At 68.8% G+C, this 24480-nt stretch carries 20 protein-coding genes; 18 read left to right on the top strand and 2 right to left on the bottom strand.

From position 1 onward, the window contains the following. Positions 1 to 74: 74 nt before the first annotated feature. A complete protein-coding gene (gene flgA / locus ACQZ13_RS08875; protein WP_431051132.1) occupies positions 75 to 827 on the bottom strand; it encodes a flagellar basal body P-ring formation chaperone FlgA in 753 nt (250 codons plus the stop codon). A 251-nt stretch (positions 828 to 1078) separates the two neighbouring features. Here flgA and flgB point away from each other — a divergent pair, with 251 nt between their 5' ends. From flgB to ACQZ13_RS08800, 15 genes are all read left to right on the top strand, one after another. After that, the gene (flgB, locus tag ACQZ13_RS08870) at positions 1079 to 1468 is read left to right on the top strand and encodes a flagellar basal body rod protein FlgB (RefSeq protein ID WP_431051130.1); all 390 of its coding nucleotides are present in this window, start codon (positions 1079 to 1081) and stop codon (positions 1466 to 1468) included. 26 nt (positions 1469 to 1494) lie between these two features. Further along, positions 1495 to 1911 (top strand): flagellar basal body rod protein FlgC, encoded by a 417-nt coding sequence (flgC, locus tag ACQZ13_RS08865; RefSeq protein ID WP_088403444.1) that lies wholly within the window; start codon positions 1495 to 1497, stop codon positions 1909 to 1911. A gap of 50 nt (positions 1912 to 1961) precedes the next feature. Continuing rightward, on the top strand, positions 1962 to 2621 hold the full coding sequence (locus ACQZ13_RS08860) for a flagellar hook assembly protein FlgD (RefSeq protein ID WP_331614951.1): 660 nt from the start codon (positions 1962 to 1964) through the stop codon (positions 2619 to 2621). A gap of 60 nt (positions 2622 to 2681) precedes the next feature. Beyond that, a complete protein-coding gene (flgE, locus tag ACQZ13_RS08855; protein WP_431051127.1) occupies positions 2682 to 4085 on the top strand; it encodes a flagellar hook protein FlgE in 1404 nt (467 codons plus the stop codon). 49 nt (positions 4086 to 4134) lie between these two features. After that, positions 4135 to 4863, top strand: a complete 729-nt coding sequence (gene flgF / locus ACQZ13_RS08850) for a flagellar basal-body rod protein FlgF (protein ID WP_088403441.1) — start codon at positions 4135 to 4137, stop codon at positions 4861 to 4863. Positions 4864 to 4922: 59 nt separating this feature from the next. Then, positions 4923 to 5705, top strand: coding sequence for a flagellar basal-body rod protein FlgG (gene flgG / locus ACQZ13_RS08845; protein WP_088403440.1), 783 nt, complete (start codon positions 4923 to 4925; stop codon positions 5703 to 5705). 94 nt (positions 5706 to 5799) lie between these two features. After that, on the top strand, positions 5800 to 6504 hold the full coding sequence (locus ACQZ13_RS08840) for a flagellar basal body L-ring protein FlgH (protein WP_431051125.1): 705 nt from the start codon (positions 5800 to 5802) through the stop codon (positions 6502 to 6504). 46 nt (positions 6505 to 6550) lie between these two features. Then, complete coding sequence (locus tag ACQZ13_RS08835; protein ID WP_431051123.1) at positions 6551 to 7696, top strand: flagellar basal body P-ring protein FlgI; 1146 nt, start codon at positions 6551 to 6553, stop codon at positions 7694 to 7696. Position 7697: 1 nt separating this feature from the next. Then, the gene (flgJ, locus tag ACQZ13_RS08830) at positions 7698 to 8585 is read left to right on the top strand and encodes a flagellar assembly peptidoglycan hydrolase FlgJ (protein ID WP_431051121.1); all 888 of its coding nucleotides are present in this window, start codon (positions 7698 to 7700) and stop codon (positions 8583 to 8585) included. Between the two features lie 53 nt (positions 8586 to 8638). Next, entirely contained in the window at positions 8639 to 10615 is a 1977-nt protein-coding gene (flgK, locus tag ACQZ13_RS08825; protein ID WP_431051119.1) for a flagellar hook-associated protein FlgK, read from the top strand. Between the two features lie 44 nt (positions 10616 to 10659). Next, positions 10660 to 11907: a flagellar hook-associated protein FlgL gene (flgL, locus tag ACQZ13_RS08820; RefSeq protein WP_431051117.1), complete on the top strand. Its 1248-nt coding sequence runs from the start codon at positions 10660 to 10662 to the stop codon at positions 11905 to 11907. A 13-nt stretch (positions 11908 to 11920) separates the two neighbouring features. Continuing rightward, on the top strand, positions 11921 to 13066 hold the full coding sequence (locus ACQZ13_RS08815; protein WP_431051115.1) for an EAL and HDOD domain-containing protein: 1146 nt from the start codon (positions 11921 to 11923) through the stop codon (positions 13064 to 13066). Between the two features lie 213 nt (positions 13067 to 13279). Continuing rightward, on the top strand, positions 13280 to 15805 hold the full coding sequence (locus ACQZ13_RS08810) for a sensor histidine kinase (protein WP_431051113.1): 2526 nt from the start codon (positions 13280 to 13282) through the stop codon (positions 15803 to 15805). Between the two features lie 19 nt (positions 15806 to 15824). Next, entirely contained in the window at positions 15825 to 17129 is a 1305-nt protein-coding gene (locus ACQZ13_RS08805; RefSeq protein ID WP_431051111.1) for a type II toxin-antitoxin system HipA family toxin, read from the top strand. Between the two features lie 130 nt (positions 17130 to 17259). Beyond that, positions 17260 to 17868: a response regulator gene (locus ACQZ13_RS08800; RefSeq protein WP_431051109.1), complete on the top strand. Its 609-nt coding sequence runs from the start codon at positions 17260 to 17262 to the stop codon at positions 17866 to 17868. 61 nt (positions 17869 to 17929) lie between these two features. Here ACQZ13_RS08800 and ACQZ13_RS08795 read toward each other — a convergent pair whose 3' ends face one another. After that, complete coding sequence (locus ACQZ13_RS08795) at positions 17930 to 19690, bottom strand: sensor histidine kinase (RefSeq protein ID WP_431051107.1); 1761 nt, start codon at positions 19688 to 19690, stop codon at positions 17930 to 17932. 231 nt (positions 19691 to 19921) lie between these two features. Here ACQZ13_RS08795 and ACQZ13_RS08790 point away from each other — a divergent pair, with 231 nt between their 5' ends. The 3 genes from ACQZ13_RS08790 to ACQZ13_RS08780 are packed head-to-tail and all read left to right on the top strand — an operon-like array spanning position 19922 to position 24474. Further along, a complete protein-coding gene (locus ACQZ13_RS08790) occupies positions 19922 to 20329 on the top strand; it encodes an Hpt domain-containing protein (RefSeq protein ID WP_431051105.1) in 408 nt (135 codons plus the stop codon). Then, positions 20326 to 22533 (top strand): putative bifunctional diguanylate cyclase/phosphodiesterase, encoded by a 2208-nt coding sequence (locus ACQZ13_RS08785; RefSeq protein ID WP_431051103.1) that lies wholly within the window; start codon positions 20326 to 20328, stop codon positions 22531 to 22533. Before ACQZ13_RS08790 ends, ACQZ13_RS08785 begins: the two co-directional genes overlap by 4 nt. Positions 22534 to 22590: 57 nt before the next feature. Then, on the top strand, positions 22591 to 24474 hold the full coding sequence (locus ACQZ13_RS08780; RefSeq protein ID WP_431051101.1) for a diguanylate cyclase domain-containing protein: 1884 nt from the start codon (positions 22591 to 22593) through the stop codon (positions 24472 to 24474). The last annotated feature ends 6 nt before the right edge of the window (positions 24475 to 24480 follow it).

The following is a 24480-nucleotide window of genomic DNA, read 5'->3' as shown; positions in this document are numbered from 1 at the left end:
GGGTATATCGACCTGCCTGGACGGAACTTGAGGGCCGGGCTTCACAAATTAGACAGATCTCTCGGTGAAGGGCATCACAGTACCACCTCCACCCGTCGTTCACCGATCGTACGCCCGGTGGCCATGCGGCCATTGTCGAAACGTACCCGGACATCCTGGCCTTCCAGCCCGACACCCATCGCCTGGCCTTCGCCGGCGATCGCGTAACCGTCGCCGGTCGCCATCACCTGCACCCGGTCGCCCGGCTGCACCCACTGGCGCAACTTCAGGTCGACGGAACGCAGTGCCTGGCCGACCGCGACCGGTTTGGCGAGGTGGCGTCCGAGCCAGCCTTCCGCTTGTGTATAGATGGCGCCGGCCTCACCGGCAATATCTACTTCGGCCAGGCGGAAGTGTTCTTGAGTCAGGACGGTGCCCGTCGGCAGGTCGGCGGCGGCGACATAGGCCTGGCCGTAGACCTTGATGGTGAGCGGCAGCGTCACATTCCACTTGGTCACGCCGGCCATGCAGCGCAGTCCCAGCCGGCTGCGGCCCCACATCCTGGTGCCGGGCGGCAGGTAGGGCTGGATCTGCGCGCAGGGCGCCAGGCGCAGGCGCGGGTCCAGCTTGCCGATCTCGATCTCCACGCGCGCCTGGTTGGGCGCCACCTGGCGGGCGCCAGCCATCGCCAGCGTCTGCAGGCGGTCTTCCAGCGTCGCGTCCAGCGCGCCCAGGCCGGAACTGCCGGGTTCGCTCATAGAAATATTGGGGGCCACGGCCACCTGCACCGGCGCCGCAGTCTGTGCCTCGGCCTCGTCCACCAGCCCGAACATGAGCCACACGGACATGAGCGCCCCCGCCAGCAGGGCGGGCAGCGCCTGCGCGTGGCGGGCATGGGTGGAGTGGCAGCTTTGCGGCATGGATCGGAACTGTACGGATCCGGGGCTCGCCGGTGGCTTCGAAATGCGCCGGGATCACCCGTCTTATCGCGCTCATGTTTTCGGACCCGCTGAACACAATGCTCGAACGTGACAGAAACGGGTGACAGGCCGCGGGCCGAGTCCCGACGCCCCACCCGACCGTCCGAAGGAGCCACGAGATGCTGAACAAACTGACCGATGCGATGAACTTCCAGTCCCAGGCGCTGACCCTGCGGGCGGAGCGTCAGCGTCTGCTGGCCAGCAACATCGCCAACGCCGACACCCCGGGCTACCAGTCCAAGGACATGGACTTCGCCAAGGCGCTGCGCGCGGCGACCTCCCCGGCGGCCAATCCCTCGGACTCCAACCAGACCCTGACGCAGCGCACCCAGAACGCGCTGCAGAGCAGCCTGAGTGCGATGACCAGCATGGACAGCAACACCGTCGACATGGACCGCGAACGCGCCAGCTTCGCCGACAACACGGTGAAGTACGAGGCCTCGCTGCGATTCCTGAACGGCTCGATCCGCACGATGCTGGACGCGATGAAGTCGCCGAACGCGTCCTGATCGCGCGCTAGAAGAAGGAGCCCGTCATGTCGATGTTCAGCATCTTCCACATCAGCGGCAGTGCGGTCAGCGCGCAGAGCCAGCGCCTGAACGCGGTGGCCAGCAACATGGCCAACGCGGACACCGTCGCCGGCCCGGACGGCCAGGCGTACAAGGCACGCCAGGTCGTGTTCCAGAGCATCCTGGCCCAGAACGGCACCGACCAGACCGACGTCGGCGTGCAGGTGGTGGGCGTCCAGGAGAACCAGACCCCCGGCCGCCGCATCCACGACCCGAGCCACCAGCTGGCCGACGCGGACGGCTACGTCACCTACAGCAATGTGAACAGCGTGGAGGAGATGGTCAACATGATCTCCGCCTCCCGCTCGTACCAGAACAACCTCGAAGTCATGGGCACCGCCAAGTCGCTGCTGCTCAAGACGCTCCAGATGGGCCAGGGCTGACCGCCCGCTCTTCCTGATCAACCGCAATTCACGCGAACGGAACGCCCATCATGGACTTCACCGCCCTGAACAACAACACGAAGACCGGCGCCGCCTCGAACACGGGCGCCGCCAGCGCCACCGGCACGAGCGCGCAGGAAACCTCCGACCGTTTCCTGAAGCTGCTGGTCGCGCAGTTGCAGAACCAGGACCCGATGAACCCGATGGACAACGCCGCGGTCACGACGCAGATGGCGCAGATCCAGACCGTCACCGGCGTCAGCACGCTCAACAGCAGCATCCAGGCCCTGGGCAGCCAGTTCGGCCAGATGCAGGCGCTGCAGAGCGTGAGCCTGGTCGGCCGCGACGTCACCGTCCCCGGCAACAAGATCAGCGTCGCCGACGGGAAGTCCACGATGAGCTTCGACCTCGGCGGCGCCGCCGACGCGGTCAAGCTGGAGATCCTCAACGGCGCCGGCGAGGTGATCTCCACGCAGGACCTCGGCAAGATGAAGGCCGGCATGCAGTCCTACACCTGGGACGCCTCCAAGGCCACCGAAACGACCAACCTGAGCTTCCGCGTCACGGCGACCAACGCCAGCGCCCCGGTCACCGCGACCACCCTCACCCGCGACACGGTGCGCGCGGTGAACACGAGCGGCGCCACGCTGCAGCTCGAACTCAAGAATTCCGGCCTGGTCGATTACGACAAGGTCCGCTCGCTGGGCTGATCCCAGCACCTCCGCCCCAGCCCACAGCTTTACCTCGCCTGAATCGCCCAAGGACATCCCATGAGCTTCCAACAAGGCCTCTCCGGACTGAACGCTTCCAGCAAGAACCTGGAAGTCATCGGCAACAACATCGCCAACTCGCAGACCTACGGCGCCAAGTCGTCGCGGGCGGAGTTCGCCGACATGTACGCCGCCTCGCTCAACGGCGCCGGCTCCAACGACGTCGGCATCGGCGTGCAGATCCAGACGGTGGCCCAGCAGTTCACGCAGGGCAACATCTCGATCACCGAGAACCCCATGGACCTGGCGATCAACGGCGCCGGCTTCTTTCAGGTGTCCGACGGCAAGAGCCCGACGGTGTACACCCGCAACGGCCAGTTCAAGGTCGACAAGGACGGCAACATCGTCAACAACGACCAATTGAAGCTGATGGGCTATCCCGCCGACGCCAACGGCGTGATCCAGCCGGGTCTGGCGCAAGGCCTGAAGCTGCCCACCGGCGGCATCGACCCCAAGGTCACCAGCGACATCAAGATGGAGTTCAACCTGGACTCCCGCGCCGGCCCGACCGCCGCCTACGACCTGACCGATCCGGCCGATCCGAACTCGCCCAAGATCGACAAGACCGGCATCACGCTGAACGACCCGACCTCGTACAACAACGCGACGTCGATGACGGTGTACGACGCCAAGGGCCAGCCGACCGCGCTGACCATGTACTTCCAGCGCGCCAACAACGACGACGCCAACGGCAACACCGTCTGGAACGTCTACCTGACGGCCAACGGCAGCGCCGTGCAGTTCGACTCGCAGGGCAATCCGATCGAGACCGACGACGGCACCGCCAAGGGCAACCCGCTGACGCCGTTCACGCAGATGACCTTCCTGCCCACCGGCGGCAAGCCCGTCTCGCCCGGCCCCAGCGAATTCCTGAACCTGAAGATCCCCGCCGGCACGAACTCGCAGGGCGCCCCGACGCTGCCGATCCCGGCGCCGCCGGCCGATCCGTCCGACCCGTCGGTGCAGGGCATCAAGTTCGACATTCGTTCGGCGACGGAAAACGGCTCCAACTTCGCCGTGACCGACCTGAACCAGAACGGCTACGCGCCGGGCCAACTGGTCGGCATCAAGCTCGAAGACAACGGCATCGTCACCGCCCGTTATTCGAACGGTGAATCCAAGCCGGCCGGCCAGGTCGAGCTGGCGAACTTCCGCAACCCGCAGGGCCTGCAGCCGCTGGGCGGCAACGTCTGGGCGCGCACCAACGCCTCGGGCGATCCGGTCGTGGGCGTGCCCGGCGACGGCAACCTGGGCGTGCTGACCCCCGGCGCGCTGGAGGAATCCAACGTCGACCTGACCTCCGAGCTGGTCAACATGATGACCGCGCAGCGCGTCTACCAGGCCAACTCGCAGACCATCAAGACGCAGGACCAGGTCCTGCAGACGCTGGTCAACCTGCGCTGATCCCCGCGCAGTTGCCGACGTTCACGCCCCCGATCGCTGAGGAGTTCCGATGGACCGCATGATCTACCTGTCGATGAGCGGCGCCCAGGCGGCGATGTCGCGCCAGGACGTGCTCTCCAACAACCTGGCCAACGCCAACAGCAACGGCTTCCGGGCCGAGCTGCAGGCGTTCCGGGCGGTGCCCATCCGCGGCGAGGGCGCCTCCACCCGCGCGTTCGCGCTGGAGACGACCACCGGCCACGACCTGACCGCCGGCCCGATCACGACCACCGACCGCAACCTGGACGTCGCCATGAAGGGCAAGTCCTGGATGGCGGTGCAGGCGCTGGACGGCACCGAGGCCTACACCCGCGCCGGCTCGATGGACGTGGACCAGGACGGCGTGCTGCGCATGCGCAACGGCCTGCAGGTGCTGGGCGACGGCGGTCCGATCACGGTGCCGCCCAACTCGACGATCTCGATCGGCGACGACGGCACCGTCGTGGCCAAGGCCGACGGCCAGCGTCCGGTGAACATCGGCCGCATCAAGCTGGTCACCGAGGACGGCCGCTTCACGCGCCGCGACGACGGCCTGTTCATCGCGGACGGCGGCGACCCGCTGCCCGCCGATCCCGCCGCCCGGCTGCAGTCGGGCGCCCTCGAAGGCTCCAACGTGAGCCCGGTCGAGACCATGGTCGGCATGATCGCCGCCGCCCGCCAGTTCGAGCAGCAGATGAAGCTGCTCTCGATCGCCCAGACCCACGGCCAGGCAGCCTCCAAGCTGCTGTCCGACAGCTGATCCGCCTGCCGACAGTTCGCAGTACGGAACCGCATTCGCCACAGGATTAGGAGACTTCGATGCTTCGCTCGCTCTGGACCGCCAAGACCGGCATGGAAACCCAGCAGACCCAGCTGGACGTGATTTCCCACAACCTCGCCAACGTCTCGACCAACGGCTTCAAGAAGTCGCACGCGGTCTTCGAAGACCTGATGTACCAGACGCTGCGCCAGCCCGGCGCCAACAACACCGAGCAGACCACGCTGCCCACCGGCATGCAGGTCGGCCTGGGTTCGCGCGCGGTCGCGACCTCGCGCAGCCACTCGCAGGGCAGCCTGACGCAGACGTCCAACTACCTGGACGTCGCCGTCAAGGGCAACGGCTTCTTCCAGGTCCAGATGCCCGACGGCACCACCGCCTATACCCGCGACGGCAGCTTCCAGCTGGACGCCAACGGCCAGGTCGTCACCAACAACGGCAACACCGTCCTGCCGGGCATCATCGTCCCGGCCGACGCCAAGACCCTGACCATCGGCGCCGACGGCACGGTGAGCGTCACCACCGCCGCCAGCGCCACGCCGACCACGCTGGGCCAGCTCCAGCTCGCGAACTTCATCAACCCGCCGGGGCTGGAATCGCTGGGCGGCAACCTGTACGCCGAGACCGTCGCCTCCGGCACGCCGCAGACCGGCGCCCCCGGCCAGAACAGCCTGGGCACGGTGCAGCAGGGTTTCGTCGAAACCTCGAACGTCAACGTCGTCGAGGAACTGGTCCAGATGATCCAGACCCAGCGCGCCTACGAAATGAACTCGAAGGCGATCACCACCACGGACCAGATGCTCCAGAAGCTCTCGCAGCTCTGACGGGCGCTCGCCCCGCTTTTCGACCGATCGGGCGCTGAGCGCCCGCGCGACGATGCGGTGGCCTTCGTTCCTGTCCGCGATCCTAGGAGTTGTCATGCCTTCGTTCCCGTCCCTGCCCCGTTCCTTCCTTGTTCTGGCCCTCGTGCCGGCCGTCCTCGCGCTGACCGCGTGCTCGACCATCTACCCGCAGCCGCGCGTGGACATGCAGCCCGCGCCGGTCGTGAAGATGCCCGAGCCCATCCCGGCCTCCGCCAACAACGGCGCGATCTACCAGAACGCGAACTACCGGCCGCTGTTCGAGGATCACCGCGCCCGCCTGGTCGGCGACATCGTCACCGTGACGATCACCGAGAAGGTCAGCGCGACGCAGAAGTCGACCAGCGAACTGGACAAGAGCGGCGCCCTGGCCGCCGGCGTGACCGCGATCCCGGGCATCGCCGCGAACTCCTTCGGCGCCGGGCGCGCCGACGTGGGCGGCTCCTCGTCGAGCAAGAGCACCGGCAAGGGCACCAACGAGAACACCAACGACTTCTCCGGCACCATCACCGCCGTCGTCACCGGCGTGCTGCCCAACGGCCACCTGCTGATCTCGGGCGAGAAGCAGGTGGGCGTCAACGCCAACGTGGACGTGCTGCGCTTCTACGGCCAGGTCGACCCGCAGTCGATCCGCCAGGGGAACATCGTCGCCTCCACGGCGATCGCCAACGTCCGGGTCGAGCAGCGCGGACGCGGCGCCGTCGCCGACGCACACGGAATTGGCTGGCTATCCCGCTTCTTCTTGAACCTTTCGCCCATTTAAGTTTCCCCACAATCGGTCACACGAGTCTGCCAACCGTGTGACCGAGATGTACCCCAATACCCTCCCCCGCTTCTTCTCTAGCTCCCCTCGCCTGCTGGCCTCCGGCCTGCTCGCGCTGATGGCCCTGTTCGCGATCGCGACGCCGGCCGAGGCGACGCGCATCAAGGAAGTCGCCGCGGTGCAGGGCGTCCGTTCCAACCCCTTGACCGGCTACGGCCTCGTCGTGGGCCTGGACGGCACCGGCGACCAGACCACGCAGGCCCCGTTCACGGGCCAGAGCATGACGGCGATGCTGCAGCAGTTCGGCGTGCTGCTCCCGCCCGGCGTGACCATGCAGCCGCGCAACGTCGCGGCGGTCATGATCACCACCTCCCTCCCCCCGTTCGCGCAACCCGGCCAGCCGCTGGACGTCGTCGTCTCGTCCATGGGCAACGCCAAGAGCCTGCGCGGCGGCACGCTGATCGCCACGCCGCTGCGCGGCGCCGACGGCCAGGTCTACGCGATCGCCCAGGGCAACCTGATCGTCGGCGGCGCCGGCGCGTCCGCGGGCGGTTCCAAGGTCCAGATCAACCACCTCAGCGCCGGCCGCATCCCCGGCGGCGCGCTGGTCGAGCGCAGCGTGCCCACGCCGCTGCAGCAGAACGAGTGGCTGCAGCTGGACCTGAACGCCTCCGACTTCGGCACCGCGCGCGCCGTCGCCAAGGCCATCAACAAGTCCAAGGGCGAAGGCACCGCGATGGCGCTGGACGGCCGCGTCGTCAAGGTCCGCGCGCCGCTGGCGCCGGACGCGCGCGTCGCCTTCCTGGCCGACATGGAGAACCTGAGCTTCGACCAGGAGACCCCGGCCGCCCGCATCGTCATCAACGCCCGCACCGGCTCGGTCGTCATGAACCAGGCCGTCACCCTGCAGCCCTGCGCGGTCGCGCACGGCAACCTGGCGGTGACCATCTCCAGCACGCCGCAGGTCAGCCAGCCCAACGCGCTGTCCGGCGGCCAGACCACGGTCACGCAGAAGACCGACATCTCGATCAAGCAGGACCCCGGCTCGCTGATCCAGCTGCCGGCCGGCGCGCGCCTGAACGACGTCGTCAAGGCGCTCAACACGCTGGGCGCCACGCCGCAGGACCTGCTGGCGATCCTCCAGGCGATGAAGAGCGCCGGCGCGTTGAACGCCGAACTCGAGGTGATCTGACATGGCCCTCTCCACCCCCCTCAGTACCGCGCTCGGCATGGGCGTCAACGGTCTGTCGTCGGACACGCGTTCGGTCGAGCAGCTCAAGGGCACCGCGTCGCGCGACCCCAAGGCCGCCGTCAAGGAGACCGCGCGCCAGTTCGAGGCCCTCTTCATGCAGGAAGTGATGAAGAGCATGCGCCAGGCCACGATGAACAGCGGGATGATGGAGAACTCGGCGACCCAGATGGGCGGCGAGATGCTGGACCAGCAGTACGCCGCGAAGATGACCGGTCTGCCCGGCGGCCTGTCGCAGGCCATCGAGCGCCACCTGCAGCGCCAGCTCGGCGTGAAGGACGGCGAGCTGCCGACGGCCAAGGACGCGACCAAGGTCCCGCAGCTGCCGGCGCTGGCCGTCAAGAACGTGCAGCCGCACGTCCAGGAGTTCATCCTCAAGCACGACGCCGCCGCCAAGTCGGCGCAGGCGGCCACCGGCATCCCCGCGAGCTTCATGATCGCGCAGGCCGCGCACGAGTCCGGCTGGGGCAAGCGCGAGATCCTGAACAAGGACGGCACCAGCAGCAACAACATCTTCGGCATCAAGGCCGGCGCCAATTGGACCGGCAAGGTCGCCGAGGTGCAGACCACCGAGTACATCGACGGCAAGGCGGTCAAGGTGACGGCCAAGTTCCGCGCCTACGCCAGCCATGAAGAGGCCTTCAAGGACTACGCCAAGCTGATCGGCAACAACGACCGCTACCGCGACGTCGTCGCCAAGGCCAACACCGGCAGCGCCGAAGGCTTCGCCAAGGGCCTGCAGAAGGCCGGCTACGCCACCGACCCCGAGTACGCGACCAAGCTCGCGCGCACGATCAACACCACGATGCGCGTGCAGCGCGCGCTGGCCTGATCGCGCGCCGCTGAGCAGGTCCAGGACGCCCAGGAAAGACCGAGGAACCCGACATGAGTACCTCCCCGCTGCTCTCGCTCGGCATGCGCGCCATGTTCGCCAACCAGGCGGCGCTGCAGACGATCGGCCAGAACATCGCCAATGCGAACACGCAGGGGTACTCGCGCCAGGAAGTGGTGCTGACCACGCCTGAAGGCCAGTTCACCGGCGCGGGCTACTTCGGCAAGGGCGTCAACGTGCAGACGGTGACCCGCTCGCACAACGAGTTCCTGACCCGCGAGGCCGCAGCCGCCAAGTCGCAGGCCTTCGCCGACACGACCATGCAGTCGCAGCTGGCGCAGCTGGAAAAGCTCTTCCCCACCGGCGACGACAGCATCGGCCAGTCCGCCAACGACTTCCTCAACGCGCTGGTCGACGTCGCCAGCCGTCCCAACGATCCGTCGGCGCGCCAGGTCGTGCTGGGCAAGGCCCAGGCGCTGGCCGCGCGCTTCCAGAGCGCGGGTCAGCAGCTCGCCGACCTCCAGTCCGGCGTCGTCAGCGACATGAACGCCGACGTCAAGCAGGTCAACGAACTCGCCAAGCAGATCGCCGCGGCCAACGACCAGATCGCGCGTTCGGCCGGCACCAGCCACACGCCCAACGACCTGCTCGACAAGCGCGACCAGCTGATCTCCCAGCTCAGCCAGTACGTCCAGGTCAGCACCGTCCCCAACGCCCGCGACGGCACCACCGGCGTCTTCATCGGCGGCGGCCAGGTGCTGGTGCTCGGCGGCCAGGCGCAGCAGCTCTCGGTCACGCCCGATCCCTACGACGGCGCGCGCGCGCAGCTCTCGATCACCGACACCAGCGGCACCCGCGTGCTCGACGACAGCACGCTCACCGGCGGCACGCTCACCGCGATGCTGCGTTACCAGAACACCCACCTGCAGGACGCCCGCAACCTGCTCGGCCAGATGGCGACCGCGGTCGCGTCGCGCGTCAACGAGCAGCAGAGCCTGGGCCTGGACCTCAAGGCGCAGGCCGGCGGTCCGCTGTTCACCATCGCCGCGCCCACGGTCCTGCCGGCGGTCACCAACCGCGGCGACGCCAAGATCAGCGCCACCGTCACCGACGGCTCGCTGGTGCCGGCGCTGTCCTTCACCGTCACGCCCGATCCGACCGGCACGCCCGACAGCTACCAGATCGCGGTGCGCCCGGGCGGCCAGCCGACGATCATGAGCAACGACCAGATCAAGGCGGCCTACGGCATCAGCCTGTCCACCACCGGCACCATGCAGCAGGGCGACAGCTTCCTGCTGGAGCCCGTGGCCAACGCCGCGGGCAGCTTCAAGCGCGCGCTGGATGATCCCTCCGGGCTGGCCGCAGCCTCGCCCATCATCGGCACCACCGACGTCAACAACAAGGGCACGGCCACCGTCGACACGCTCTACGCGATCAACGACAAGTTCGACAAGAGCAAGCAGCCCGCGACCGTCCAGTTCGGCGCCGTCAACGCCGACAACAGCATCGACTACACGATCACGCTGTCGGACAACACGCAGGTCAGCGGCACCTGGAAGGCCGGCGGCAAGATCGGCAACGACCCGGCCAACGGCATCGACCTCGGCTTCGAACTCAGCATCAACGGCGTGCCGCGCGAAGGCGACAAGATCGCCATGCAGGTCTCGGACCAGGTCGTGTCCACCAACAACGGCAACGCCAAGGCCTTCCTCGCCATGCAGAAGGAGCCCTTCCTGGGCAAGCAGCTGCAGGTCGACGGCACCTTGTCGCGCGGCCAGACCGTCAACGAGGCCTACGCCGCCGCGATGGCCGACATCGGCTCGCGCGTGCAGGGCGCGGACTACCTCGCGCAGGTCTCCACCACGGTGGCGTCCTCCGCCGAGCAGACCCGCTCCAGCCAGGCCGGCGTCAACCTCGACGAGGAGGCCGCCAAGCTGATGCAGTTCCAGCAGGGCTACCAGGCCGCCGCCAAGATGCTGCAGGCCGCGCAGAGCCTCTTCGACCAACTGCTGAGCGTGGTCGGCCGCTGATGCGCCCGCCCCTCCCGATCGCCTGAACCCTGAAGGACGCAGCCATGCGACTCTCGACCAACAACATGTTCGACGCCAGCATCGCGACGCTGCAGCGCCGCCAGCAGGAGATGCAGGAAGCGCAGCAGCGCCTGACCAGCGGCAAGCGCGTCGAGAAGGCCAGCGACGACCCGACCGGCGCGGCCCGCGCCGAGCGCGCGCGCACCTCCATCGGCCAGGTCGACGCCAGCCAGCGCGCGCTGGACGCCAGCCGCAACAGCATGACCCTGGCCGAAAGCGCGCTGGGCGACGCCAACGAGCTGATGCAGCAGATCCGCGAGGCGCTCGTCGCCGCCGGCAACGCCAGCTACAGCGATCCGGAACGGCAAGGCCTGGCCAACAAGGTCCAGGGCCTGCGCGACCAGCTGCTCTCCATCGCCAACCGCACCGACGGCGCGGGCGGCTACCTCTTCTCCGGCCAGGGCACTTCCGGCACGCCCTTCCTCGACAACCCCGTGCAACGTGACGCCGCGGGCAACCGCACCGGCGGCGGTGTCGGCTTCGAAGGCATCTCGGGCAGCGTCACCACCGGCAACCTCGAGAACTACCCGCTCAGCGTCGACGGCCGCCAGGCCTGGGAGCAGGCGCGCAGCGGCAACGGCACCTTCGAGACCGGTCCCGCGCGCAACGCGCTGACCGGCAAGGCCTCCACCGGCTACATCGACGCCGGCCGCGTCACCGATCCCGCGCTGGTCACCGGCGACAGCTACAGCATCGTCGTCAGCGGCGCGGCGCCCTCGCAGACCTACACCGTCTTCAACGAATCGCAGGGCCACGTGCCGGTCGCCAGCGACAACTACGCCGCCGGCCAGACCGTCAAGTTCGACGGCATGGCCATGACCATCGCCGGCGCGCCGTCCGACGGCGACACCTTCAGCGTCAAGCCGGCCACCGCCGACCTCAAGCTCTTCGACGTGCTGGACCGCACCATCGAATCGCTCAAGACCCCGGGCCGCACCGGTCCCGAGATCACGCAGAGCAACCTCATGAACCTGCGCGACCTGGACGCGGTCATGGGCAACCTCGCCAACGTGCGCAGCCAGGTGGGCGAACAGATGAACAACCTGGACGGTTCCGAGTCGCGCCTGCAGACCCTCAAGGTTTACAACAAGGCTGAGCAATCTGCCGCAGAGGATCTGGACATGACCCAGGGCATTTCCGACTTCCAGAATCAGCAGACGGGCTACGATGCGGCGCTGAAGACCTACTCGATGGTGCAGCGCATGTCGCTGTTCCAGTACATCAACACCTGATGCGCCGATCTGCATGAACTCGACACACGCCGTGCTGGGCCAAGTGGCCCTGGGGTACGCGCCCCTGGTTTCCAAGTCCCTCGACATCGAGGCCACCCGCGTCACGGTGTTCGCGCTTCGCCCCGAGGGCACGCCCGACGCCGGCGAGCTGCTGGCCGCGCTCGCCGAGGCCTTCCCCACCAAACCCGTGCTGCTCAACGTCGCGCATGAAGGCCTGCTCAAGGGCCTGCTCGCCGCCGCGCTGCCGGGCAACTTCAAGATCGAAGTTCCTGCCTTCCTGCTGTCCGATGCCGACCTCGCCGCCCAGGCGCAGGCGCGCGGCGCGCTGCTCAAGGGCCGCTCCGACGCGGCCGGCTTCAAGCAGCTGGTGCTGGACCTGCAGGAACTCGGCGGCGGTCCGCTGCCCGCGGGCAAGTCCGTGCTGGTCTCCGGCGCCCGCAACGGCGACGACTTCAAGAAGGCGCTGGATGCCGGTGCCGCCGGCGTGCTCGGCTGGACCGTCCACGGCGAGTTCGAGGCGCCCGCAGCCCCGGCCGCCCGCAACGACTCGCAGGCTGACCTGCAGGTCATCGTCGAGCTGATGTCGCGCGTCGACCAGGGCGAGGACGTCGAGCGTCTGGAGCAGACCCTCAAGCGCGATCCCAGCCTGGCCTTCAAGCTGCTGCGTTACATGAACTCCGCGGCCTTCGGCCTGTCGGTCGAGGTCTCCTCGTTCCGTCACGCCATCATGCTGCTGGGTTATGCCCGCCTGCGCCGCTGGCTGGCCCTGCTGCTGGCCACGGCCAGCAAGGATCATGCGATGCGTCCGGTCATGTTCGGCGCGCTGCGTCGCGGCCTGGTGATGGAAGAGCTGGCCAAGAGCATGACGGACTCCGAGGTCCGGGACGAGATGTTCATCTGCGGCCTGTTCTCGCTGCTGGATCACATGCTGAAGCAGCCTTTCGAAAAGCTGCTGCAGTCCATTCCTGTGCCTGAGCGTGTGCGCCAGGCGCTGGTCGACCAGACCGGCCCGTACAAGGGTTACCTGGACCTGGTGCAGGCCATCGAGAACGAATCGGTCTTCGACGTCCGTGCCGCGCTCGACACCTTGATGCTGGGCCCCGACGAAGTGAACGGCGCGGTCCTGCGCGCCCTGAACAAGGCCGCGCAACTCGAGTGATCGAGGGCGTTGCCCTGCAACGAGAGGCCTCGCCGGCACCGCCGCGAGGCCTTTTTCCATTGCAGTCCTCGGTAGCAAAGCGGTGGAAGTAAGACGGCGATGGGGGACGGCAGGTCGCGGGGTTTTGGCGCTTGACGCCAAGGCCCTGCGACCTGGCGGCCAACGCACAGACCGTAGCAGGTAGGCGGTCTCTCCCCGGCATAAACTCGGCGCGTGTCCGCCCAACTCCCGCTTGCCTCCCCTGACCTCGACGCCTTGCGCGCGCTGCTGACGGCGCGTGGTCTGGCGCTGGCTGATCTCCTGGCCGGGTTGTGGGAGGGGCCCTGGCCGGCTTTCGTGCTCGACGCCAAGGGCCAGGTCTTGCTCACCAATGCCCGGCTGCAGGGGCTGATGGGTGAGATTTCGCTCAAAGGTGAGCGCCTGCTCCCAAGCGGCAAGGCGCAGGAGTTGCGTCTGGTGGACGACCAGGGTCGGGAGCATCTGCTGCAGGCCTGGGTGCATCCGCTGGAGGGTGGGCTGGGTCTGGCGCTGCTGCAGGACCACAGCACCGAGCTGGCGGCGCGGGAGCGCGCGGACCGGATGCAATCGGAGATCGACCAGTGGCTCGACCTCAGCCCCTTGCCGGCGCTGATGCACGATGACCAGGGGCTGCTGCTGCGTTTCAACGGCGCGTTCGCGGCCTTGTGCCGGCGGTTGAGTCCGCAGATGCCGATCAGCCTGCACGAGCTGCCGCCCGAGTGGCGCGACCTGCTGCATGCCAAGGCGCCGGAGTCGGGCCAGGAAACGCATCGCAACGCGCTGCTGGCGCCGCCGGGGGATCGTCGGCGCTGGATCCGCGTGCGCGCGCGTCGGCTGAGCGGTCCGTGGACGCGGCCGCGCACGCTGGTGATGCTGGAGGATCGCAGCGCGGAGCAAGACCTGGAACTCGCGCAACAGCAGTTGCAGACGCTGATGGACACCGCCGGCGTGGGGCTGGCGACCTTCCAGGCGGAAGCCGGCTGGTCGCGGCCGGGTACGGGCGCGCCGCCTCCGCCGCCCATTCCCGGCGATGAAGGCATGCGGCCGGCGCCGGCGCTGCAAGGCGTCAACCGCGACATGGTCGAACCCGAGTCGCGCGCCGAATACGAGAAGCTCCAGCAGGCGTTGAAGCAGGCCACGCCGACGGTGGCGCGTTATGCGGTGCGGCATCCCGAGCACGGCCTGCGCTGGCTGATGACCCGGGTGGAGATCGGCCAGTTGGCCTCGGGCCAGAAGACGACCTCGGTGCTGACCGTCGACATCACCGACCACCAGCAGGCGCAGGAGCGCAACGAGCTGCTGCAGCATTCGCTGAACCTGCAGACCGAGCGGGAGCGCGCGGTGCTCGATTCCGTGCTGGTCGGGATCGTGACGGTTGGCCGCCAGGGCATCGAATGGATGAACCGCTCGGCGCGGCGGATGTTCGGCGGGGATCTGCCGGAATTCGCCGGCCAGCCGATCAGCAGCGTCGCGACCGAGTCGCCCGATCATCCGTTCCGCCAGACGCATTACCTCGACGAACTGCCCGAGGGTCAGGCCGAGACCTTCGAATGCCGCGTGGTCGCCCGCGACGGGCGCGAGTTCTGGGTCGTCGGCAACGCGGTTGCGACGGTGGGGCCGGACAGCTCGCGCCAGCTGACCTACGCGCTGCTCGACATCGAGCGCCGCCGTCAGGCCGAGGCGCAGAGCCAGCAGGCGCAGGCCTCACTGCATCGCATCATCGAAGCCGCGCCCATCGCCATCAGCCTGCACGATGCGCGCACGCTGCAGGTGCGGCAGATCAACCAGGCCGCGGCGGCGCTGGCCGGCCGTCCGGAGGAAGAGCTGCTCGGCGCGAGCCTGGAGGCGCTCTTCGGCAGCGGCGACGAGGCGGAGACCATCCGCTCGGACATGGAGTTTGCGCTTCAGAGCAGCGAAGTGCTGCAGCGCGAGTACCGGCTGACGGTGCGCGGACAGGCGCGGATCTGGGACGCGCGGCTGCTGCACCTGGCGGGCGTCAACGACGCCAGCGGCGAGCTGGAGCCGGAACAGCTGCTGCTCGTCGCCACCGACGTCACGCAGCAGCGCGCGCAGGAAGCCGCGCGCCTGGAGGCGGCGATCGCGCAGCGCGAGTTGCTCGTGCGCGAGGTGCATCACCGGATCAAGAACAACCTCCAGGGCGTGGCCGGGCTGCTGCAGCAGATCGCGGCGCGGCGGCCCGAGGTGCGCACGGTCATCAACGAGGCCGTCGGCCAGGTGCAGGCGATCGCGCAGGTCTACGGGCTGCAGGTGGGGATGTCGGGACCGCTGCGGCTGCGCAAGGTCGTCGAGGCGGTGATGGGCTCGGTGCAGCGGATGTTCGGACGCGAGATCCTGGTCGAGGTCGACGGCACGATGGCCGAGCAATCCCATCGCTGGGGCCTGCCCGAAGCCGAGGCCATCCCGATCGCACTGACGCTCAACGAGCTGTTCACCAACGCGGTGAAGCACGGCGGCGAGACGCCGGTCCGCTGCGAGCTGCGCTTCGATCCCGAGCAGGTCGTGCTGCGCATCATCAACCGGGGAACGCTCCCGGCGGGGTTCGACCTCGCGCAGGTGCGCGGCGGCGTGTCCGGCCTGGGACTCGTGCGGGCGCTTCTACCCAGGCGTAGCGCGCTGCTCGGGCTCACGCAGGAAGGCGACCAGGTCGTCTGCGAGCTCAGCCTGTGGCCGCCAGGGGTGCAGTTGCTGGAGGCGCTCTAAGGCGCCAGGTCAGTTTCGGTTGGAGAAGATTGCAGAGAATCTCAAAACGGCTTTCGTCTGGTGTTTCCTTCCAGGAGACACGGCACCCACGCTGAGCGGGCGCCTCACCCATGATCTGGGAGCCGGTGTGGCTACACGCCCCACCTTCCAGTATTGCGAGAGCTACCTCGCACACCGCGACGGCATGGCGATCGATCCGCTCGGTTTGCCTCTCCGTGAAGCCCCCTTCGTCGAAATGGGAAACGCCGGAGCGATTGGGGCGATCGAAGACGCACTCCCGGAGCACTGGGGTCGCCATGTGATCGATCGCGCCTACGGTCAGCAATCGTCGCCGGTCGACTACCTGCTGAAGTCGCAGCAGGATCATGTCGGTCATCTGGCCTTCAGCGAGTCCGCCGAACAGTTGCCCGAATGGCTCGACCCTTGGGATCGTTCCTGGCTCCAGGATGCCTGTCGCGTCGTGTCGGCGCTCGATCTCCATCGTCCCTTGCCGCCGGAGCTGGAGCGTCAGTTGTTGCCCAACACGGGCCTCGGCGGAGCTCGACCGAAGATCACCGTCGCCGATGGCGGTCAGCAATTCCTGGTGAAGTTCCCGTCGCGTCGCGACTCGCCGGAAGTGCCGATGGCGCGGCTGGAGGCCGCGGCGTTGACGCTCGCGAACCGATGCGGAATCCGAACTGTCGTCCATGAAGTGGTCTCCATCGCCGACACGGACCTCCTGCTTGTTCGTCGCTTCGATCGCACCGCCTGCGACGGCGGATGGACACGCGATGCGTTCCTCAGCGCGCGGACCCTGTTGGCCAACGGGGAAGCGGCCCAGCGCTATAGCTTCTTCGGTTCGTATCCGCGGTTTGCGCGCGAGTTGGGTCGGCTCTCCGCGCGCGGCCCGGCAGATCGTCGCGAGCTGTTTCGACGCATGGTGTTCAACGCCGTGATCGGCAACGGCGACGATCACGATCGGAACCACGGCATGCTCGCGGACGAGGAGCGTCCCGACGCGTTCCGCCTCGCGCCGGCCTACGACATCGTTCCTGCGCTGCGGCCTCCTCGACTCAGGCAACAGGCATTGGGCGTCGGCGATCTGGGCGCGTGGTCCACGCGCGAGAACATGCTGTCCGCCGCCACGAGCTTCGACCTCGACGAGGCGAGCGCCAGCGCCGTCATCAACGAGGTCGAAGAGGCCGCGATCGATCAGTGGACACAGAGCTGTCGCGATCAAGGCTTGTCCGCGGCAGCCGTCTCCGCCCTCGCCGCTTGCGTGCAACGCATCCCCGATTCACACCTCGACCACAACCGCTCAGACCTCGCCCGGGGTCACTTGTGACCACCCGAAACCGGGGCCCGGCGGCGGCAGACCCGTCTGCGGCATTTCGGTGACAATCCTGGGTCCCCCATCGATTGGGGTTGGCCTTGATGGTCTTGATGGCCATGGATTCGGGAGCAGCGTGGACAGCGTGAGCAAGGACGTGGGCGCGAGCGGCAAGGGCCGCATCCTGGTCGTGGACGACGACCGGCTGGTGCTCGCCACCCTGACGCACGGCCTCGCCCAGGCCGGCTACGAGGTGCTCGACGCCGACAACGGCGACGACGCCATCCTCATCGCCCGCCAGCACCGCCCCGACCTCGCGCTGCTCGACATCCGCATGGAAGGCATGACCGGCTTCGACGTCGCCGGCTACCTGCGCGACTACCTCCAGCTGCCTTTCATGTTCCTCTCGGCCTTCGCCGACGAGGCCACCATCGCCAAGGTCAAGGAACTCGGCGCCCTCGCCTACCTCGTCAAGCCGCTGGACATCCACCAGATCGTCCCCGCCGTCGAGGCCGCCTTCGCCAACCGGCCCGCCCGGACCGTCGCGGCGCCGCCCGCACCGGCCGTCGAACCGAGCGCGTCGCTGGAGGTCGTCGAGGCGATGGCCCTGGGCGTGCTCATGCACCGCTACTCGCTGTCGCGCGCGCAGGCGCTCTCGCGCCTGGAGCGCATGGCCGCCGAACAGTCGATCGAAACCGGCGAACAGGCCCGCCGCATCGTCGAGGCCGTCGAGCAGCTCGCGCTCGGAAGCTGATCCGGCCCGGGCGTTGGACCCGCCGTGAATCGACTGAATCGGCCGTGAACCGGCCAGCCGCTCAGTTCGGCAAGGTGAAGTAGAACCGGGCGCCCTGCCCGATCTCGGACTCGGCCCAGATGTCGCCGCCGTGCCGGCGCACGATGCGCCGCGCCGACGCCAGCCCCACGCCCGTGCCCTGGAAGTCGCTCGCGCTGTGCAGCCGCTGGAACACGCCGAAGAGGCGGTCCGCGAAACGCATGTCGAATCCCGCGCCGTTGTCGGTGACGACGAACACCCGTTCGCCCTGGCGCTGCTCCGCCTCGAAGCGGATCTCGGCGTGCTCGCGCTTGCCGCTGTACTTGAAGGCGTTGCCCAGCAGGTTCTCCAGCACCATCCGCAGCAGCGTCGGATCGCCCTGCACCCTCAGGCCCGGTTGCACCTGCGCGTCGACCGCCCGCGTCGGCGCGCCGCGGCGGAGCTCGTCCACCACCTGCGACGCCAGCAGCGACAGGTCCACCGTCTCGTGCCGCAGCGCCTGCGACGACAGGTGCGACAGCGCCAGCAGCGAGTCGATCATGCTGTGCATGCGCGCCGACGCGCCCAGCACCCGGTCCAGGTGGTCGTTGCCGGCCCGGTCCAGCAGCCGGCCGTAGTCTTCCTTGAGGATGCGGGTGAAGCCTTCAACCACGCGCAGCGGCGCGCGCAGGTCGTGCGACACGGTGTAGCTGAACGAGGCCTGGTCCGCGCGGGCCTGCTCCGCGGCCTGCATCGCCAGCGCCGCCGGCACGGTCTCGACCGCGCCCTGCGGCCAGAGGCTCAGCAGCACGCCGCCGCCGTGGGGCAGCGCCGTCAGACACAGCCACCAGGCGCCGCAGGCGCTGCCGGACTGCAGGTCGGGCTGCGCCAGTGCCTGACGGAGTTCCTCGGGCAGACGTTCCTCGCAGGCGCGCCACAACTGACCCCGCGCTTCCGAGCCGCCCATCATCTGCGCGGCAGCCTCGTTGAAATCGATCAGGCGCGTGGCGGCGCTGCTGCCGGTTCCATTGCCGTTGCCATTGCCGTTGACATTTCCGGCGCCGGCCCCGTCGCTCAACAGCCATGCCGGACCGGGCAGCGCCTGCAGCCATTCGGTGGAGGACGCGGCCGCTGCAACGGTGGCGGCGCCCGACAGCGCGACGTCCGTCCCCGCCGTCGTCGGCTCGTCCAGCACGCGTGCCGCGCCGAGATAGCCGGCGAAACGACCTGCCGCATCCGTCGTCGGCTGCCCGCGCAATTCCCAGCGCCGACCGTGGCCATCAACCACGCGCAGGCGATCGAAACTCAACCCCGGCTCGACATGGCCGCGCACATCCGGCGCGCTGTCCGACGGCGCGGCTTCCGACGATTCATTCCCCGATCCCGGGGACACCGTCGGCAAGGCCGGCAAGGACTGGAAGCGTTCCCACAGCCGCTGCGTGACCGAGCCGTTCATCGCCGTGCCGGCCCAGCTCGACGCCGGCGCGCCCTGCGGCGCCTGCCAGCGGACGAGGTGGTGTTGCGCATCCGTCTGCCACAGCCAGTCCGGCTGCAGCTGCGTCAGCGATTGCGCCTGCTGGCGGCTCTCGCGCAGCAGTTCGCCGAATTGCGCCCGCGCCAGCCGCACCGCCAGGTGCCAGGTCAGTGCGGCCACGAAGATCATCAGCGCGGCGCCCGCCATCACGGCGGTCAGCACCAGGCCGGGGCCGGTGGGCTCGAGGTTGAGCGCCAGCAGCAGGAGCAGGACCACGACCGCCAGCCCCAAGGCCAGCGCGGCTCCCTTCCATGGCCGACGGCGCGCGGCGGCTTCCCCCAACCTGTTCATGCGGACCATTGTAGGCAGGCAACCGGAGCCTTCCGGGCCTCGAACGCGGGTGGGGCAGACCCTGCGCTTCGCCTGAGGCGGCATGGATGCGACACCGACCCCGGGACTTACCCCGAGCGACGTCTCCAAGAACACCAGAATTGACTGCTTTTTCGCACGCTCGCATCCTTGCGGTGAACGACAATGGTCTTCAACTCCGCGTGGAACCACCCGCGGCGCCATGATCAGAAGATGTCACCAGACTACGCCACGACCATGCCCTCCCGGACGCAGCCCGAACCCGCCGTGCTGGACGACCAGGCCCTCGCCCGTCTGCGCGAGTTGGACCCGGAGGGCGTGAACCATCTGCTGGACCGCGTCGTGGCCGCCTTCCTCAAATCGCTGGACCAACAGGAGCAGGTGCTCGCGCAGGGCCGCGACGCGCCGCGCGACCTCAACAGTCTGCGCCACGTGGCGCACACGCTGAAGTCGGCCGCGGCCAGCCTGGGCGCCTCGGTGCTGTCGCAGCGCTGCGCCGAGATCGAGGCCCTCGCGCGCTCCGGCCGCGAGGACGGCCTGGCCGACCTGATCGCCACCGTGCTCGACGACATCGCCGCCGCGCGGCTCGCCATGCAGCAACTGGTGCAACCCTCACGATGAGCCGCGTCGTGAAGGAAGGTGAACTGATCGAACGACCGCGCGTCCTGCTGGTGGACGACGACCCGGTCAACCTGATGCTGAGCGAGGCCGCGCTGCAGGAGCACGGCTTCGAGGTCACCGCGCTGACCGGCGGGCAGCAGGCGCTGCAGCTGGTGACGCAATGGACGCCCGAGCTGATCGTGCTGGACGCGCTGATGCCGGAACTCGACGGCTTCGAGACCTGCGAGCGGCTGCGCAACCTGCCCGGCTTCGAGAACGCGCCCATCCTGATGCTGACGGGCTTGGACGACGAGGCCTCGATCAACCGCGCCTACCAGGCCGGCGCGACCGACTTTTTCGTCAAGTCCACGCAATGGCGGCTGCTGGCCGGCCGGCTGCGCTACATGCTGCGCAGCTCGCGCACGCGGCAGGAGCTGGAGCGCAGCAAGTCCAAGCTGGCCCGCGCGCAAGACCTGGCCCGCATGGGCAGCTTCGAGTGGCAGACCGGCCACGGCTTCAAGCTGGCCAACGAGGCGCTGCGCGTCTTCGGCCGCGGACCGATCGACCCGCTGGACTTCATCGGCGTGATGCGCATGGTGCCGCGCGAGGAGCGTCTGCTCTTCATGCGCCTGCTGCGCGACGTCGTCGCCCACAACTCGGTCCTGGTGACCGACCTGCCCTTCACGCTGCTGGACGGCCGCAAGCGCGTCATCCACATCGAGGCCGAGCCCGAGTTCAACGAACACGGCAACGCCTGCGGCTACACCGGCGTCATCCAGGACGTGACCGACCGCCGCATGGCGGAGGACCGCATCCGCGAGCTGGCCAACTTCGACGCGCTGACCGGCCTGCCCAACCGCCGCCAGCTGATGTGGCGCGCCGAGCGCGCCATCGAGGCCGGCCGTCGCATGGGCCACGAGGTGGGCCTGCTGCTGATCGACCTGGACCGCTTCAAGGTCATCAACGACACGCTGGGTCACGCCGCCGGCGACGACCTCCTGATGGAAGTCGGCCGCCGCCTGCGCTCCTGCGTGCGCCACAGCGACCAGGTGATGGAAGGGATGCTGGAATCGGTCGGCACGCGCTCGCACCGCACGCTGGAGGCCGTGGGCCGACTGGGCGGCGACGAGTTCGTCGCGCTGCTGCCCGAGGTCGGCGACGAGAGCGACGCCGAACGCGTCGCCCAGCGCGTGCTGGACGCCCTGCGCGAACCGATCTTCATCGCCGGCCAGGAATGCTTCGTGACCGCGTCGGTGGGCATCTCGCTCTACCCGCGCGACGGCCTGACCATGGCCGACCTGCTGCGCAACGCCGACGTCGCGATGTACGCGGTCAAGAACCAGGGCCGCAACGCGTCGGCGCTGTACTCGCCGATGCTGGCGGGCCGCGGGCGCGAGAAGCTGGAGCTTGAATCCGCGCTGCACAAGGCGATCGAGCGCGACGAGCTCGTCCTGCACTACCAGCCCAAGATCGACGTCCGCACGGCCCGCATGGTCGGCGCCGAGGCGCTGATGCGCTGGCGCCGCGGCAACACGCTGGTGCCGCCGGGCGAGTTCATCCCGCTGGCCGAGGAAACCGGTCTGATCGTGCCGCTGTCCGAATGGGCGCTGCGCGAGGCCGCGCGCCAGGCCAAGGTCTGGCAGCTGAATTTCGGCTTCAGCGAATCGATCGCGGTGAACCTGCCCAACCGGCTGTTCGAGCGCTCGGACCTGGTCGAGCACATTCACCAGTTCGTCAGCCAGTGGGGCGTGCCGCACCGCGCGATCCAGCTCGAGATCACCGAGACCGGCCTGATGAAGGATCTGCAGAGCGTGATCCCGTCGCTGCACCGGCTCAACGAGGTCGGCGTCGAGATCTCGATCGACGACTTCGGCACCGGTTACTCGTCGCTCGCCTATCTGACGACGCTGCCGATCTCCGAAGTGAAGATCGACCGCAGCTTCGTCCGCGACCTGGGCATCACGCCGCAGAGCTCGGCGGTGGTCACCGCGATCATCGCGCTGGCGCGTTCGCTGGGCCTGCAGGTCATCGCCGAGGGCGTCGAGACGCTGCGGCAGATGGAAGTGCTGCGCCGGCTGGACTGCAGCCTGATGCAGGGCTTCCTGTTCAGCAAGCCGCTGCCGCCGGACGACCTCGAACGCTGGCTGGCGCAGACCGTGCTGCCGCGCAAGGCCCCCTGGATCCTGCCGACGTCCGACGCCGGCGAAGACCTTCCGACACGCTGAGCCCGGTTCCGGCCGCGAGCGTCAGCGCCCTTCCCCGCATTCACCGAGTCCCGACCGATGCCGCAGCAGCCCCCCGCTCTCCTGGCAAAAGCGGCCCTGCGCCGGCTGGCGCTGGACAAGCTGGAACCCACCCCCGAGAACTACGCCCGCGCCTACGCGCAGGAGTCCGGCGAGACCGCCCGCGGCGGCGCGAGCGCGCAACTGCCTGAGCGCGCACAGGGCTCGGTGGCCCGGCTGCTCGGACTGGCGGTGCCCGATCCGCAGCAGCGCCAGGGCTTCGCGCTGCAAGTGCGCGAAGGCAAATGGGATGAGCTCCAGCGCGCGCTGGAAGGGCTGCAGCAGACGCACGGCCCCGGCGCGCAGGCGGAACAGCTCGCGCAGTTGATCGAACGGATGATGCGCGGCCTGGAACGCGGCGGCCGGCAATGGACGCTGGCGCGCAAGAAGGACGGCGTGTTGCGCGTCCTGCAGAGCAACCGCAGCGACCCGCAACGCCTGACCCTGCGCTTGAAGCAGCTGGTCGCGAGCTGGGATTCCGACGTCAGCGACTCGCGCGTGGAGACGCAGCCGGCGCCGCTGGACGGCGTCGAGGACGACGAGGACGAACGCGCCGGCACGCCGAGCCAGTTCTTCAGCGAGGAAGAAGCCGCGCAGCCGCCGGCCGAGGCAGCCGCTGCGGGCGCAGCGGGCGCGGCCTCGGCGCGTTACGGCTCGCTCGACACGCTGATGGGCGACGCGGGCCCCGGCCTACAGTCGTGGCCCGAGGTCGGCACCCACCTGAACGGCACCGTGCGCCACGCGCTGCGTTCCGACGACGCGCGGGCGCAGGAACTGATCGACGAACTCGGCGTGGCGCATGCGGAGCTGGTCCGCGACGGCGCGACGCCCGAGCGCGCGGCGCAGATGGATGCGTTGTGCATCCGCGCGCGGCGCTGGCTGGATCACCGCAACCACGCGTTCACCGAGCTGGGCAAGCTCTGCGGCGAGCTGACCGGCAGCCTGGCCGACCTGGCCGAGGACGACTCCTGGGCGCAGGGCCAGTGCGAGGCGATGAACCAGACGCTGGCGCAGGGCCTGACGGCGCGCAGCGTGCGCTCGGTCAGCGAGCTGCTGCACGGCACGCGCGAGCGCCAGCATAGCCTGCGCGAGGAGCGCAGCCGCGCCCGCGACGCGCTCAAGGGCCTGATCAACCGGATGCTGCAGGAGCTCGGCGAACTCGGTCAGCACACCGACCGCTTCAGCGACAGCGTGGGCAAGTACGCCACCGTGATCGAGCAGGCGGACTCGCTGGAGAGCCTGGCGGGCGTGGTGCGCGAGATGGTCGAAGAAAGCCGCAGCGTGCAGTCGCTCGTCCAGAACACGCAAGGCCGGCTGCGCGACGAACACGACCGCGCGACGCAGCTCGCCGGACGCGTCGAGCAGCTCGAAGGCGAGCTGCGCCGGCTGTCCAGCGAAGTCCAGACCGACCAGCTGACGCAGGTCGCCAACCGGCGCGGCCTGATCGCGACCTTCGAGACCGAACGCGCCAAGCTCGAGCGCGATCCCAAGCCGCTGGCGCTGGCGCTGCTGGACATCGACAACTTCAAGAAGCTCAACGACAACCTCGGCCACGCGGCCGGCGACGAGGCGCTGAAGGCGCTGGCGGCGCGGGTGTCGGGGCTGCTGCGGCCGGGCGACAAGGTCGGCCGCTGGGGCGGCGAGGAGTTCGTGCTGATCCTGCCCGAGGCGCCGCTCGAAGAGGCGCAGGCGGTGCTGCTGCGGCTGCAGCGCTCGCTGTCGGCCAGCCTGTTCATGCACGAGGGGCGCGACGTGTTCGTCACCTTCTCGGCGGGCGTGACGCTGTTCCGCGGCAACGAGACGATGGAGCAGGCGCTGGACCGCGCCGACGAGGCGCTCTACGAGGCCAAGCGCACCGGCAAGAACCGGGCGTGCGTCGCCTGACGCCTT

Source organism: Roseateles sp. L2-2 (assembly GCF_050613215.1).
Lineage (GTDB): Bacteria > Pseudomonadota > Gammaproteobacteria > Burkholderiales > Burkholderiaceae_C > Roseateles > Roseateles noduli.
Note: the sequence above shows the minus strand (reverse complement) of the source record. Positions and strands in the feature narration are given on the sequence as shown.